This window comes from Cellulosimicrobium sp. G4 BAM 1002, from assembly GCF_057126935.1.
Genome location: NZ_CP182109.1, coordinates 1,090,705 through 1,104,344 on the forward strand (window position 1 = coordinate 1,090,705; position 13,640 = coordinate 1,104,344).

General features: G+C 72.3%; 10 protein-coding genes. 3 read left to right on the top strand and 7 right to left on the bottom strand.

The genetic code is table 11. The features are described 5' to 3' along the window. Window positions 1-158: 158 nt before the first annotated feature. Complete coding sequence (locus ACMXGY_RS05005) at window positions 159-1,349, top strand: VOC family protein (RefSeq protein ID WP_483775787.1); 1,191 nt, start codon at window positions 159-161, stop codon at window positions 1,347-1,349. Between the two features lie 34 nt (window positions 1,350-1,383). On the opposite strand, the gene ACMXGY_RS05010 is transcribed toward ACMXGY_RS05005, so the two are convergent. Beyond that, window positions 1,384-3,306, bottom strand: coding sequence for a phosphoenolpyruvate carboxykinase (GTP) (locus ACMXGY_RS05010; RefSeq protein WP_483775788.1), 1,923 nt, complete (start codon window positions 3,304-3,306; stop codon window positions 1,384-1,386). A gap of 123 nt (window positions 3,307-3,429) precedes the next feature. Between ACMXGY_RS05010 and ACMXGY_RS05015 the strand changes: the two genes are divergently transcribed. Further along, on the top strand, window positions 3,430-4,941 hold the full coding sequence (locus tag ACMXGY_RS05015) for a helix-turn-helix domain-containing protein (RefSeq protein WP_483775789.1): 1,512 nt from the start codon (window positions 3,430-3,432) through the stop codon (window positions 4,939-4,941). A gap of 51 nt (window positions 4,942-4,992) precedes the next feature. Here the strand turns inward: ACMXGY_RS05015 and ACMXGY_RS05020 are convergent, their stop codons facing one another. The 6 genes from ACMXGY_RS05020 to ACMXGY_RS05045 all read right to left on the bottom strand — a co-directional run bounded on the left by ACMXGY_RS05020 (window position 4,993) and on the right by ACMXGY_RS05045 (window position 12,336). Continuing rightward, window positions 4,993-6,267 carry an alpha/beta fold hydrolase gene (locus ACMXGY_RS05020; protein WP_483776786.1) on the bottom strand — a complete coding sequence of 425 codons (1,275 nt, stop codon included), beginning with the start codon at window positions 6,265-6,267 and terminating at the stop codon, window positions 4,993-4,995. Between the two features lie 96 nt (window positions 6,268-6,363). Continuing rightward, window positions 6,364-7,323, bottom strand: coding sequence for an NAD(P)-dependent alcohol dehydrogenase (locus ACMXGY_RS05025; RefSeq protein ID WP_483775790.1), 960 nt, complete (start codon window positions 7,321-7,323; stop codon window positions 6,364-6,366). Between the two features lie 57 nt (window positions 7,324-7,380). Next, the gene (locus ACMXGY_RS05030; protein ID WP_483775791.1) at window positions 7,381-7,890 is read right to left on the bottom strand and encodes a pyridoxamine 5'-phosphate oxidase family protein; all 510 of its coding nucleotides are present in this window, start codon (window positions 7,888-7,890) and stop codon (window positions 7,381-7,383) included. A 162-nt stretch (window positions 7,891-8,052) separates the two neighbouring features. Then, on the bottom strand, window positions 8,053-9,570 hold the full coding sequence (gene glpK / locus ACMXGY_RS05035; RefSeq protein WP_483775792.1) for a glycerol kinase GlpK: 1,518 nt from the start codon (window positions 9,568-9,570) through the stop codon (window positions 8,053-8,055). Window positions 9,571-9,706: 136 nt separating this feature from the next. Then, window positions 9,707-10,468 (bottom strand): MIP/aquaporin family protein, encoded by a 762-nt coding sequence (locus ACMXGY_RS05040; RefSeq protein WP_483775793.1) that lies wholly within the window; start codon window positions 10,466-10,468, stop codon window positions 9,707-9,709. A 119-nt stretch (window positions 10,469-10,587) separates the two neighbouring features. Next, window positions 10,588-12,336: a glycerol-3-phosphate dehydrogenase/oxidase gene (locus ACMXGY_RS05045; RefSeq protein WP_483775794.1), complete on the bottom strand. Its 1,749-nt coding sequence runs from the start codon at window positions 12,334-12,336 to the stop codon at window positions 10,588-10,590. A gap of 229 nt (window positions 12,337-12,565) precedes the next feature. Between ACMXGY_RS05045 and ACMXGY_RS05050 the strand changes: the two genes are divergently transcribed. Further along, complete coding sequence (locus ACMXGY_RS05050; protein ID WP_483775795.1) at window positions 12,566-13,516, top strand: sugar-binding transcriptional regulator; 951 nt, start codon at window positions 12,566-12,568, stop codon at window positions 13,514-13,516. Window positions 13,517-13,640 lie beyond the last annotated feature (124 nt).

A 13,640-nucleotide genomic window follows, 5' to 3' on the forward strand; every position in this document is an offset into this window, starting at 1 on the left:
CCGTCTGCTGGAGCCGACGTCTTCATCGTGCGAGGACAAGCGGTCGCACGCACGCGGACAGCAGGACCGCACGCCGTCGCCGGCACGCCGTCGAGGACGGCTGCGATCGCGGGTGGGTCACCCGAAGGCGTCGAGGTCGTGGGCCCTACAGTGCAGGGATGGCAGAGACCGGAACGGACTGGCGGGTCCTCGCGGGTGTGGCGACGGCCTGGTTCGACGCTCCGTCGCTGGTCGAGGGGACGGCGCTGGCCGGGCGCGTCGTGGAGCTGTCCCCCGGGAGCGCGGTCGACGTGCGCGCCACAGGCGTCCGGGTCCACCTCGACACGCCCGAGCACGCCGAGGCGGTTTCGGCGGCGGCGCGGCACCTGGGCCTTGCCGCGAACCCGGACATGCTGCAGGAGCTGAGCATCGTGATCGACGCCGCCGACCCGTCGGTCGTGAGGCCGTTCTGGCAGCGCGCGCTCGACTACGGGGACGGGCGCGACGGCCGCCTGGTGGATCGGTTGCGGCGTGATCCCGCGTTGCGCGTCCGGCAGTCGACCGAGCTGCGGCCGTTGCGCAACCGCATCCATCTCGACGTGGTGCGGCCGGCTGCGGCGGTCGCACGGGCGAGCCTGGGGGAGGCGACGGGACCGTACGGGGTCTGCCACACCGACCCTGACGGCAACGAGGTCGACCTGGTGCCGGGTGAAGCGCTCGGCGAGGGCGCCGGGACCGCCGACTGGCAGGCGGTCTTCAGCGCGATGGCGTGCTATCGCGTCAACTCGATCACCCAGCACCGCGACCTGGCCGCCGCGGCTGCGGGTCTGGCCGCAGACGCGGGGTTCCCGCTGCTGGTCGACCTGCGCCCCGGGCTCGTGATCCTCGACAGCGGCAAGGACCAGTGGGAGGACGACGCCCACGGCCTCGAGCTCGACTTCACCGACCTGGCCGAGAAAGTCCAGGCCGCCGCCCGCGAGCTCGGAGCCGTGGCGGACCTCGGACTGCCGCGCTTCGTCCAGCTCTTCCTGGACGCAGCCGACGTCGCCGCGGTGCGCGCGTTCTGGCTCGCCGCGCTCGGATACGTCCCCGACCGACGGGACGGGACCACCGACATCGACGACCCGCGGCGGCTGAACCCGGTCCTCGTGTTCCAGGAGATCGATCGTGCGGAGACCGAGCGTCGCCGGCAGCGCAACCGGATCCACATCGAGCTGGCCGTGCCGACGGACGTCGTCCGGACGCGCCTGGACACGATCGTGGGCGCCGGTGGCCGGGTGCTCGACGAGTCGCAGGACCGCTGGCGGGTCGTCGACCCCGAGGGCAACGAGATGGTGATCGTCCGCGCGGACGGTCTCGCGGCCGGCTGACCTGCACCTGGCGGTGGCTCGGAGAACGCGCTCCCTACGCGCCGAGCCGGTCGCGGAGCCGCGCGAGCTGGGCCCACAGCTCGTCCGGGACGCGGTTGCCGAACGTGTCGAAGAACTCGGCGGTCAGCTCGGCCTCCGCGAGCCACTGCTCGGGCGACACGTCGAACAGGGCGTCGAGGTCGCCGTCGTCCAGGTGCAGACCGCCGAGCTCGAGCGCGCCGGGCGCGGGGAGCAGCCCGATCGGGCTCTTCACGGCGCCGCAGTCGGTCCGCACGCCGCGCGAGCGGTCGACCTGCGCGGCGATCCACGCGACGACGCGCGCGTTCTCGCCGAACCCGGGCCACAGGTAGCGACCCTCGGCATCCTTGCGGAACCAGTTGACCTGGAAGATCTTGGGCCGCTTCTCCGGGTCGAGCGACGCCCCCACGCGCAGCCAGTGCGCCCAGTGGTCGGCCATGTTGTAGCCGCAGAAGGGCAGCATCGCGAAGGGGTCGCGACGCAGCTCGCCGACCGTGCCCTCGGCGGCGGCGGTCTGCTCCGAGGAGATGGTCGCGCCCATGAACACGCCGTGCTCCCACCCGTACGCCTGCGCGACGAGGGGCACGTTGGTCGCACGACGGCCACCGAAGATGATCGCGTCGACCGGCACGCCCTCGGGGTCCTCCCACGAGTCGGCGATCGTCGGGCACTGCGCTGCTGCCACGGTGAACCGCGAGTTCGGGTGGGCGGCGGGCCGACCCGAGTCGGGTGTCCAGTCGTGGCCGGTCCAGTCGACGAGGTGCGCGGGCGGCTCGGGCGTCAGGCCCTCCCACCACACGTCGCCGTCGTCGGTGAGCGCGACGTTGGTGAAGATCGTGTCGCGCGCGAACGTCTCGACGGCGGCCGGGTTGGTCTCGACGCCGGTACCCGGTGCGACGCCGAAGAAGCCGGCCTCGGGGTTGATGGCGCGCAGGCGGCCGTCCGGCCCGGGGCGCAGCCAGGCGATGTCGTCGCCGATGGTCTCGACCGTCCACCCGGGGATCGTCGGGCGCAGCATCGCGAGGTTCGTCTTGCCGCACGCGGACGGGAAGGCGGCGGCGAGGTGGTACTGGCGCCCCTCGGGCGACGTCGCGCGGACGAGGAGCATGTGCTCGGCGAGCCAGCCCTCGTCGCGCGCCATCGCGGAGGCGATGCGCAGCGCGAAGCACTTCTTGCCCAGCAGGGCGTTGCCCCCGTACCCGGAGCCGTACGACCAGATCTCGCGCGTCTCGGGGAAGTGGGCGATGTACTTCGTGTCGTTGCACGGCCACGGCACGTCCTCGGCGACGGCGCCCGTGTCGTCGACGAGCGGCGCCCCGACCGAGTGCACCGCCGGGACGAACGGCGCCCCGCCGTCGATCAGGTCCATGACCTCCTGGCCCACGCGCGTCATGATCCCCATGCTCACGACGACGTACGGCGAGTCGGTGACCTGGATGCCGGCCTGGGAGATCGGTCCGCCCACCGGGCCCATGGAGAACGGCACGACGTACATGGTCCGGCCGCGCATCGAGCCCTCGAACACGCCGCGCAGCTCGGCGCGCATCGCCTCGGGCTCGCGCCAGTTGTTCGTCGGGCCGGCGTCGACCTCCTCGCGCGAGCAGATGAACGTGCGCGACTCGACGCGCGCGACGTCGCTGGGGTCGGACCGCGCGAGGTAGCTGCCCGGGCGCAGCTCGGGGTCGAGGGGGAGGAGCGTGCCGGCATGGACGAGCAGGTCGATCAGACGCTGCTTCTCCCCGGCGGAGCCGTCGCACCAGACGATCGCGTCGGGCTCGGTGAGGTTCGCGATCTCGCGGACCCACGCGCGGGCGTCGCGCGGGCGGGGATCCGTCCCTGAGGCGAGCCCGGGGGTGGAAAGCCCGGCGAGCTCCGTCTCGACGTCGTCGAGCAGCGCGGCAAGGCGCGTGCGGCGGGGGTGGGCGGTGCTGGTCGTCATGGGTTCTCCCTGCGGGGGCGTCGCGGGTCGTGCTCCGTCGTGCTTCCAGCCTCGCCCTGGTCTGGCGCACCTTTCCAGCCAGAACGCTGTGAAGAACGGCAGATCTTGACGTACGGTCAAGGGATGGCCACCACCATGCCCTCCGGTCGCGCGGCGGGACGCCCCGCGGACACCGACCAGCAGCCTGCGTCGCACGCGGACCTCATCACCCTCGGGCGGCGCATCCGTCACTTCCGCACGACGCGCGGGCTGACGCTCGACGCGCTGGGCGAGGCCGTGGGCACGGCCCCGAGCCTGCTGTCGATGATCGAGAACGGTCGCCGGGAGCCGCGGTTGTCGCTGCTGCAGCACCTCGCCCAGGCGCTCGACGTGCCGGTGACCGACCTGCTCGCGGACGAGCCGCCGTCGCGCAGGGCCGCCCTGGAGATCACGCTGGACCGGGCGCAGCGCGGACCCTTGTTCGCGGCGCTCGGCCTGCCCGCCGTGAGGGCGAGCCAGAAGCTCCCTCTGCCGGTGCTGGAGAACCTCGTCGGGCTCCACACGGAGCTGCAGCGCCGGGCCACCGAGGCCGTCGCGACGCCCGAGGAGGCGCGCCGCGCGAACACCGAGCTGCGCCTCGAGCGCCAGGCGCGCGACAACTACTACCCGGAGATCGAGGAGCTCGCGGAGGAGATGGCGCGCAAGGCCGGGTACACCGTCGGCGCGCTCACCCACCGCACGGTCGCGCGCATGGCGGAGCAGCTCGGCTTCACGATCTGGCACGTCGACGACCTGCCGCACTCGACCCGCACCGTCACCGACCTGGAGAACGGCCGCATCTACCTCCCGCCGGCCTCGATCCCGGGTGGCCACGGGCTGCGCTCGCTCGCGCTGCAGGCGCTCGCCCACCGCGTCCTCGGCCACGAGCGCCCGCGCTCGTACGCGGAGTTCCTGCGCCAGCGCGTCGAGATCACGTACTTCGCGGCGTGCTGCCTCATCCCGCAGAGCGCCGCGGTCGAGTTCCTCGAGCGGCGCAAGCGCGAGAAGGACCTGGCGGTCGAGGACTTCCGCGACGCGTTCGGCGTGACGCACGAGGCCGCGGCCCAGCGGTTCACCAACCTCGCGACCGTCCACCTCGGCATCCCGCTGCACTTCCTGCGCGTGGGCGACGACGGCGCCCTGTTCCGCGGGTACGAGAACGACGGGCTGCCCCTGCCCGCCGACGTGACAGGCGCGATCGAGGGCCAGATGGTGTGCCGCAAGTGGGCCGTGCGGGAGGCGTTCACGCGCCGCGACCGCGCGCAGGAGTCGTACCAGTACACCGACACCCCGGCGGGGACGTACTGGTGCTCGACCCAGACCGGCACGACGGCGACCGGCCAGTTCTCGATCGCCGTCGGGGTCCCGTTCGCGTCGGCGAAGTGGTTCCGAGGCCGCGACACGACGGTGCGGCGCCAGTCGACGTGCCCCGACGAGTCGTGCTGCCGCCGCCCCGCGGAGGACGACGCGGCGCGCTGGCGGGACGCGTCGTGGCCCAGCGCGCGCATGCACCAGCACGTGCTCTCCGCGCTCCCCACGGGTGCGTTCCCCGGTGTCGACGCGACCGAGGTCTACGCCTTCCTCGCCAAGCACGCCCCGACACCCTCGAGCCGCTGAGTGCATGAGATCGTCGCGGCTTCCCGCCGGGAGCGCGACTTCTTCATGCACTCAGGAGGTGGGGAGGGGGCCGCCCCGGGCGGTGAGGCGCTCCGTGAGGCGCGCGAGGACGTCTCCCGTGCGCAGGCCGTCGTGCTCGAACTCGTTCGTCACCCAGGTGCGGACGTTCCCCACGCGTGCGGCGGTCTCGAGCGACAGCCCGGCGTCGACGAACATGTCGTCGAAGTACACGGCCGCCTCGACCGGCACCTCGTTGCGGGCGAGCGTGTCGAGGTCGTACAGGTCCGCCCAGCCGTCGCGCGCGGCCAGCGCCTCTGCCGCCGCACGGAACGGCCGCAGCGCGCCGATCTCCTCGAACATCCAGGGGTAGATCATCTCGCCCGTGAGCAGCAGCGGGCGCGCGGCCGGGTCGAACGCCGGGTCCTCGGCGCGGACCGCCTCGGCGGCCCACGCCGTCGGGCCGGTGCCGGACTGCGCGTAGATCGACTCGTGCAGGACGGCGTAGAGCGGGTTCGTGCGGAACGACGTCGCCGCCGCGACGTCCGCGAGGAACGTCTCGCTGAGCTCGTCGGGCGCACCGGCGTCGAACGCCTCGTCCACGACCCAGTGGATCCGCTCGGGACCCGGCTTCATGCCGAGGTCCATGCCGAGCGACTGCAGGCGGCGCACGGTGAGCGTGTCGCCGTCGGGGAGGCGGACGTCGCCCGCGGAGACGCGGTCGGCGACGCGCGCGAGCCGGACCGTGTCGTCCGGGTACCGCTCGCGGTATCGCGCGTTCTTCGCGACGACGCGCGGCTGGGTGCGCCGGTAGACGTCGCGCGCGTCCGCCGTCAGGCCCGGAAGCCCGCCCGTGACGTAGCACGCGGCCAGCGCCTCGGGGGCCCGTGACAGGTAGGTCATCGTGAGGAAGCCGCCGTACGACTGTCCGAGCGACGTCCAGCGGCGGCCGTCGTAGACCGTACGCCGCACGTGCTCGGCGTCGGCGACGATCGCGTCCGCCCGGAAGTGCGTGAGGTACTCGGCCTGGGCGCGACCGTCGCCGCGCCCGGCGAGCGCCGCGCCGCGCACGGCGGACGAGCGCCCGGTGCCGCGCTGGTCGAGCAGGACGACGCGGTAGGTCTTCAGGGCCTCACCGAGCCACCCGTCGGGGCCGGTGGGCCGCGGCCCCTTGCCGCCGGGCCCGCCCTGGAGGAACACCAGCGGGGGCAGGTCGTCGCGGCGCCGCGCCGGGTCGACGACCTCGCGGACGAACAGGGTCAGCCGCCGCGGGTCGCCGTCGTCCCACCAGTCGAGCGGCACCTCGACCTCGCGGTCCGTGACGTGCATCCCGGGCACGGTGTAGCTGGTCTCGCGCGTGGTGCTCACGCCCGCCACCCTAGTCAGTGCTCGTCCTCGCGTCCGTGGCGGCGTTCAGGCGCACGGTCACGAGTCACCCACCCCGACGACGACCTTTCCCCAGGCCCTTCCCTCCCCGTGGAGCGTGAGCGCTGCGGGAACCTCCGTGAAGGGGAACGTGCGGTCGATGTGGACCTCGACCTCGCCGGTCGTGCACAGCTCGGCGAGCGGCGCGAAGTGGCGGGGTCCGGAACGCACGAGGAGGACGCCGATCCGTGCTCCGGTCAGTGCTCCCAGGACGGGCCCGACCGTGAGCATGCGCAGCAGCGTCCGCAGGGTGCCCCCGACCATCAGGCACCGACCGTGGCGGGCGAGAGCGCGCCGGTAGGCGAACACCGACCGACTCGCGACCAGGTCGACGACGAGGTCGTACGGGCCGGTCCGGGTGAAGTCGGTCCGCCGGTAGTCGATCACCTCGTGCGCGCCCAGCCGTTCGAGGAAGTCGAGCTTGTCCGCGTTGTCCACCGCTGTGACCCGCATGCCTCGCGCCACCGCGAGCTGGACCATGAAGCTGCCCGAACCTCCCCCGGCGCCGTTGACGAGCACCCGAGCCCTCGGCGCCGCCGGCGCGAGGGCCTGCAGCGCGATCGCGCCCGCCTGCGGGACGGTGGACGCCTGGGCGAAGGTCAGCGCCGGCGGCTTGTGGGCCAGCGCCTTCTCCGGCATCACCACGTACTCCGCGAACCCGCCCCGGCGTGGCAGGTTGTCGCCGTAGACCTCGTCACCTGGTCGGAAGCGCGTGACGTCCTCGCCGACGGCGGCGACCCGGCCCGCGACGTCCGACCCCAGGACCTGGGTGCGCGGCGCGCGGAGCCCGTCGAGACGGGAGTACCCGGGGCTGCCCCGCAGCGCCTCCCAGTCCGACAGGTTCACGGACGTCGCCACGACCTCCACGAGCACCTCGCCGCGTCCTGGCGCAGGGGTCGGCACGTCACGGAGCCGCAGCTCCTCGACGCCGCCGTACCGCTCGTAGACCCACGCGCGCACCCGACCACCGTAGGGACTCCCGCGGGCGGGAGCGAGCCCGGGCCGACGGCGCGGGCGTCAGAGCTCGACGGTCTCGTTCTCCCCGCCCTCGTACGGGCGCCCGGAGACCTTCGCCTTGACGAGGCTGAAGAGCGTCGCGACGCGGCCGCCGGGGGAGTCCCAGTACTCGGCGGACTCGGCGTGCAGACGGATGAGCACCACGCCGGGGGTGTCGGGACCGTCGGGGAACCACGCGTCGGCGACGGCGTTCCACAGCTCACGGATCTTGTCCGGGTCGTGCACCAGCGCGGCGCGCCCGGAGAGCGACACCCAGGAGCTCGTCCCGGAGAACGCGGCGTTGGCGGCGGAGTCGCGGGCGATCTCCGCGACCTTGTGGGAGTCCGTCGCGGCGAAGAACCACAGGTCTCCGTCGAAGTCGACGGCCTGCACGCCCATCGGCCGGCTGACGAGGCTCCCGTCCTCCGCGACGGTCGTGAGCATGGCGATCCGCTCGTCCTTGATGAGCTCGCGGACCTTCCGGACCTCGTCGGACCCGGCGTGCGGCAGCTCCTCGTGCGTGTCGGTCATGACGACTCCTGTCGTAGCGGGCCGCCGTGTCGCGACCTTCCCCGACGCTAGGCACCTGCCCGGGGGCTCGCCCGCCGGGCCGGGGACGACGAAGGGGCGGGGCGCCCCGAGCGCCCCGCCCCTCCGCACGTGCCGCGTCCCGTGCGGGACGTGACGACGCGCCTACTGCTCGACGTCCTCGTCCACCCACTCGAACGTCTTCGTCACGGCCTTCTTCCAGTTGCGGTACAGGCGCTCGCGCTCGCCCTCCTCGACGGCGGGGGACCAGCGCTTGTCCTCGGCCCAGTTGTCGATGACGTCCTGCTCGCCCTTCCAGAACCCGACGGCGATGCCCGCGGCGTACGCGGCGCCGAGGGCGGTGGTCTCCGCGACCTGGGGCCGCACGACGTCCACGCCGAGCTGGTCGGCCTGGAACTGCATGAGCAGCTCGTTGGCGACCATGCCGCCGTCGACGCGCAGCTCGGTGAGGTCGACGCCGGAGTCGGCGTTCATCGCGTCGAGCACCTCGCGCGTCTGGTAGGCGGTCGCCTCCAGCGCGGCGCGCGCGATGTGGTTGCGGTTGACGTACCGCGTGAGCCCGACGAGCGCGCCGCGCGCGTCGGAGCGCCAGTACGGGGCGAACAGGCCGGAGAAGGCGGGCACGAAGTACGCGCCGCCGTTGTCCTCGACCTTGCCGGCGAGCCACTCGACGTCGGGCGCGTCCTCGAACATGCCGAGGTTGTCGCGCAGCCACTGGATGAGCGACCCGGTGACGGCGATCGATCCCTCGAGCGCGTACCGGACGGGCTGGTCGCCGATCTTGTAGCAGACGGTCGTGAGCAGGCCGTTCTGGCTCATGACCTTCTCGGTGCCCGTGTTGAGCAGCATGAAGTTGCCGGTGCCGTACGTGTTCTTGGCCTGGCCGACCTCGAAGCACGCCTGGCCGAACGTCGCGGCCTGCTGGTCGCCGAGGATGCCGGCGATCGGCACGCCGGGCAGCAGGCCCTGCTGCCGGCCCTTGCCGTACACCTCGGAGGACGACTTGATCTCGGGGAGCATCGACATCGGGATGCCCATGTCCGCGGCGATGTCCTCGCGCCACGACAGCGTGTCGAGGTCCATGAGCATCGTGCGCGACGCGTTGGTGACGTCGGTGACGTGCACGCCGCCGTTGACGCCGCCTGTCAGGTTCCACAGCGTCCAGGTGTCGGTGTTGCCGAAGACGAGGTCGCCCGCCTCGGCCTTCTCGCGCGCGCCCTCGACGTTGTCGAGGATCCACTTCACCTTGGGGCCTGAGAAGTAGGTGGCGAGCGGGAGGCCGACGACCGACTTGTACTTCTCGGGGCCGTCCGACCCGCCGAGCTCGTCGACGATCTTCTGCGTGCGCGTGTCCTGCCAGACGATCGCGTTGTACACGGGCTTGCCGGTGGTCTTGTCCCACACGACCGCGGTCTCGCGCTGGTTGGTGATGCCGACGGCCGCGATGTCGTTGTGGGTGACGTTGGCGCGCGTGAGCGCGAGGCCCACCGCCTCGCGCACGTTGTTCCAGATCTGCTCGGGGTTGTGCTCCACCCACCCGGCGCGCGGGAAGATCTGGTCGTGCTCGAGCTGGCCCGTGGAGACGATCTCCCCGGAGTGGTTGAAGACGATGGCCCGGGAGCTCGTGGTCCCCTGGTCGATGGCGAGAACGTAGTCGGCCATGGTGCGTTCAGTCCTTCACGTCGGTGTGGGTTGGGGTTGCGTGCTGGGTGCCCGGCGCTCGACGGCGGCGGGTCGCGTGACCGGGGAGGCCCCCGGCTCCCCGGTCACGCAGGGTGCTCCCGGACGTCCGGGTCGGTCAGATCCAGGCGGCACCGAGGAGGCCGGCGAGGACGCCGCCGACCAGCGGACCCGCGACGGGGACCCACGAGTAGGCCCAGTCGCTCGAGCCCTTGCCCCGGATCGGCAGCAGCGCGTGAGCGATGCGGGGCCCGAGGTCACGAGCAGGGTTGATGGCGTACCCGGTGGGACCACCGATGCTCGCGCCGATCGCGACCACGACGAGCGCGACGGCGAGCGGGCCGAGGCCCGACGGCGTCTTGCCCGACGCGACGACGAAGAACACGAGGACGAACGTCGCGATGACCTCCGTGACGAAGTTCCACGCGTAGGAGCGGATCTCCGGACCGGTCGAGAAGACCGCGAGCTTGGTCGCGCCGGGCGCGTCCTCGTCGAAGTGCTTCTTGTACGCGAGGAACGCGACCACGGCACCGATGATCGCGCCGATCATCTGGGCGCCCCAGTACATGAGCATGTTGCCCACGGTGGGTTCGATGGTCGCGGTGACCATGCCTTCCGGCCCTGTGACGGAGTAGAACGGCTCCTGCGCGGTGAACAGGCCGATCGTCACCGCCGGGTTGAGGTGCGCGCCCGACTTGTATGCGACGTACACGGCGGTGAACACCGCGAGGCCCCATCCGAAGTTGATGAGGAGCCAGCCGCCGTTGAAGCCCTTGGTCCTCGGGAGGATCACGTTCGCGACGACGCCCGCGCCGAGCAGGATCAGGGTCGCCGTGCCGAGGATCTCGGACCAGAAGGCGTTCATCAGGAGTTGATCCATCGTGCTCTCTCTTTCGTGGTGGAAGACTTCTCTGTCTCTACCGACCCGGCGCCGCCGTGGCGCCGGGTCCTCGGGTCGGTTCGCCGTCGGCGTGCGCCCTCGAGATCGGTGTCCTGCTGTCAGGTGGTGCGCAGGGGCTGCAGCGGCGACACGTCGTCGACCTCCAGCCGGGTGCGCTCGGCGGAGGCGTCGTCGGGCTGCTGCTCGGCGGCGGCCTCCGCGTTCGCGCGGTCGGTGTAGCTCGCGATCTCCGCGTCGCGCGTCGCGTCGTCCCAGCCGAGCAGCTCGCTCGCGATCGAGGCGATCTCGGGCAGTGCGGCGAGGCCCCGGTCGGCGACCTCGTAGTTGAGGCGCGTGCGGTGCAGGAGCAGGTCCTCGAGGTGGAGCGCACCCTCGTGGGAGACGCCGTACGCGATCTCGGCACGCAGGTAGGCGGGCGCGTGCTCGAGCGGCTTCGCGAGATCGGGCTGCGCCTCGCACAGCTCGACGATCTCGCGCAGGTTCGACCCGTACCGGTGCAGGAGGTGGTCGACGAGCGCGGGGGTCCACCGGTAGCGCGACGCCCACGGACGGGCCTGGCGGCGCACGGCGTCGAGGCCCACCGCGCCGAGGAGCGGGATCTTCTCCGTGATGGAGGGCAGCGCGCTCGCGCGCTGGCCGATCGCGAAGTCGACCGCGTCCTTGGCCATGACGCGGTACGTCGTCAGCTTGCCCCCGGCGATGACCGTGAGGCCCGGGGTGGGGGAGGCCACGGTGTGCTCGCGCGAGACCTTCGCCGAGCTCGTGCCCTCCTTGGTGCCTGGCTGCAGGAGCGGTCGCAGGCCGGCCCAGGTGCCGATGATGTCGTCGCGCGTCAGGGGGTGCGCGAGGACGGCGTTCGCGTGGTCGAGCACGTAGTCGATGTCGGCCGCGGTCGCGACGGGGTGCTGGAGGTCCTGCTCCCACGGGGTGTCGGTGGTGCCGATCACCCAGTAGCGCGACCACGGGATCACGAAGAGCACGGACTTCTCGGTCTGCAGGATCAGCCCGACCTTGCCCTTGATGCGCTCGCGCGGGACGACGATGTGCACGCCCTTGGACGCGAGCACGCGCAACCCGCCCTCGCTGCCCGCGAGCGCCTCCGTGTCCTCCGTCCACACGCCCGTCGCGTTGATGACGGCGCGCGCCCGGACGGTGATCTCCCGGCCGGTCTCGAGGTCCATGAGCACGGCGCCGTTGACGGCACCGGTCGATCCCTTGGTGAGGGACACGACCTGGGTGCGCGACGCGGCGTGCGCGCCGTAGGACGCGGCGGTGCGCACGAGCGTCGAGACGAGCCGGGCGTCGTCGACGGACGCGTCCCAGTACTGGACCGCACCGACCGCGGCGTCGTGCGCGAGGTCGGGGAACTTCTTCTCCATGCGGCTGCGCGACAGGTGCCGGTGGATCGGCATCGCACGCTTGCCGGGCGCGAGACCCGCGAGCGTGTCGTAGAGCGCGATGCCGGCGCCGACGTAGGCGCGCTCCCACACTCGGTGCTCGAGGGGGTAGAGGAACGGGACGGGGCGCACGAGGTGCGGCGCGATGTCCTTGAGCAGGAGGTCGCGCTCGGTGAGCGCCTCCTTGACGAGGTGGAAGTCGAGCATCTGCAGGTAGCGCAGGCCTCCGTGGACGAGCTTGCTCGAGCGGCTCGACGTTCCGGCCGCCCAGTCCTGCGCCTCGACGATCGCGGTGGAGAGGCCTCGGGTCACGGCGTCGAGGGCGATGCCCGCGCCCGTGACGCCACCGCCGATGACGAGTACGTCGAGCTCCGCGTCGGCGCTCGTGGACGCCTCGAGCGCGGCCAGCGCCTGTCGTCGCGAATCGGCCGTGAGTCTCGTGGATGCCATCCGTCTCCCTCTCTCGCCCTCGGTGCTGCGGTGCTCCGCAGGACGGTCGCGCCCACGGTGCGCTCACAGCGACGGTCCCACGCTCGCCCAGGTCGCGCGAGCCGGAACCGCCGTGACCGCGCCGGGGTTCCGGCGCGGTGGCACGGCTCCCACACCACCACGGCGCGAACAAGCGCGCAAGCGCAGTGCACGAACGTGCAGAATGGAGGTCCGACGAGAGGAGACCGCCGTGGTCGACCGGGAGCAGGACGTGCTGCGCGCAGCATCGATGTACTACCTGCAGGACATGAAGATGGAGGCGATCGCCAAGCACCTGCACACGTCGCGGTCGACGGTGTCGCGGCTCGTCAAGCGCGCCCGCGAGACGGGGCTGGTCGAGATCTCGCTGCGTCCCACCCAGAGCCGGGCACCGGGTCTCGGCCAGCATCTCGCCAGCACGTGGGGCATCGACGCCTACGTCGTTCCCGTGCCGGACCAGGCCCCGCAGGTGGAGCGGCTCGAGCAGGTGGCCCTGACGACGGCGCGCCTCGTGTCGACGTGGTTCGACTCCGACATGATCCTCGGCATCGCGTGGGGTACGACGCTCTCGGCGATCTCCCGCCACCTGCCACGCCGGCCCACGCGGGGCAGCGCCGTCGTGCAGCTCAACGGCGCGGCGAACACGCGGACGTCGGGCGTGCACTACGCGGGCGACCTCATCGCGGGGTTCGGGACGGCGTTCGACGCGCACGTGCACCATTTCCCGGTCCCGGCCTTCTTCGACTACGCGGAGACGAAGCGCGCGATGTGGCGTGAACGGTCGGTGCGGCGCGTGCTGGACGTCCAGCACCGGGCGGACATCGCGCTGTTCTCCGTGGGCGCGGTCGCGGGCGGCGTGCCGTCGCACGTCTACTCGGCGGGCTACCTGGAGGCCGACGACATCGCGGTCCTGGACGCGGAGGGCGTGGTGGGCGACGTGTGCACGGTGTTCCTGCGGGCCGACGGCACCTACCGCGACATCGCGCTCAACGAGCGGGCGACCGGGCCCGCGCCCGAGGAGCTGCGCCGCGTCCCACGGCGCGTGTGCGCGGTCGCGGGGGACAACAAGGTCGCGCCGCTGCGTGCCGCGCTGCGCGCCGGCGTCGTCACGGATCTCGTGGTCGACGAGATCACCGCGGCCCGGCTCGCCGCGGGCGCCTGACGCCGACACGGGGTCGTGAATCTATGTCGCGCGCTGTATGAATATGCACGAACGGCCGTTTCGACGTACAGTGGCGGCGTGATCGCCAGCACCCCCGGGGGACCGACGTCGAGGTCGACCCAGG

What these genes read in the sequence shown, in the direction of transcription:
- ACMXGY_RS05005 (WP_483775787.1), top strand. Translation starts at nt 159, where the DNA reads ATGGCAGAGACCGGAACGGACTGGCGGGTCCTCGCGGGTGTGGCGACG.
- ACMXGY_RS05010 (WP_483775788.1), bottom strand. Translation starts at nt 3,306, where the DNA reads ATGACGACCAGCACCGCCCACCCCCGCCGCACGCGCCTTGCCGCGCTG.
- ACMXGY_RS05015 (WP_483775789.1), top strand. Translation starts at nt 3,430, where the DNA reads ATGGCCACCACCATGCCCTCCGGTCGCGCGGCGGGACGCCCCGCGGAC.
- ACMXGY_RS05020 (WP_483776786.1), bottom strand. Translation starts at nt 6,267, where the DNA reads ATGCACGTCACGGACCGCGAGGTCGAGGTGCCGCTCGACTGGTGGGAC.
- ACMXGY_RS05030 (WP_483775791.1), bottom strand. Translation starts at nt 7,890, where the DNA reads ATGACCGACACGCACGAGGAGCTGCCGCACGCCGGGTCCGACGAGGTC.
- glpK (WP_483775792.1), bottom strand. Translation starts at nt 9,570, where the DNA reads ATGGCCGACTACGTTCTCGCCATCGACCAGGGGACCACGAGCTCCCGG.
- ACMXGY_RS05040 (WP_483775793.1), bottom strand. Translation starts at nt 10,468, where the DNA reads ATGGATCAACTCCTGATGAACGCCTTCTGGTCCGAGATCCTCGGCACG.
- ACMXGY_RS05045 (WP_483775794.1), bottom strand. Translation starts at nt 12,336, where the DNA reads ATGGCATCCACGAGACTCACGGCCGATTCGCGACGACAGGCGCTGGCC.